Below are 263 nucleotides of genomic sequence, written 5' to 3'. Positions count from 1 at the left end.
AGCTAATATAATATTCCAGTCGGTTTTTGAAGCCAATAAACCAGAGTGAACCCCAGCTAATGGGCCATTTTCTTTATAAACGTCGCTGACTATTCTTAGACCTAAAAATTCATATATACTTGGAGTGTTTGCGACAACAAAAACATCTGATACTGTATTTTCAACTTCCTGCTTAATACACTCAATGATGGTTCGACCTTGAAATTTCAGTAACGCCTTATTTTCCCCCATTCTGGAGGATGCTCCACCAGCAAGTATAATAC

General features: G+C 37.6%; 1 protein-coding gene. It reads right to left on the bottom strand.

Annotated features, from left to right (window positions below; genetic code table 11):
- Positions 1 to 263 (bottom strand): molybdenum cofactor guanylyltransferase (locus AOA62_RS29705; RefSeq protein WP_143521938.1); only part of this gene is annotated, 263 nt, incomplete at both ends.

It is taken from the genome of Pseudomonas sp. 2995-3 (assembly GCF_002742565.1).
GTDB lineage: Bacteria > Pseudomonadota > Gammaproteobacteria > Pseudomonadales > Pseudomonadaceae > Aquipseudomonas > Aquipseudomonas edaphica.
Note: the sequence above shows the minus strand (reverse complement) of the source record. Positions and strands in the feature narration are given on the sequence as shown.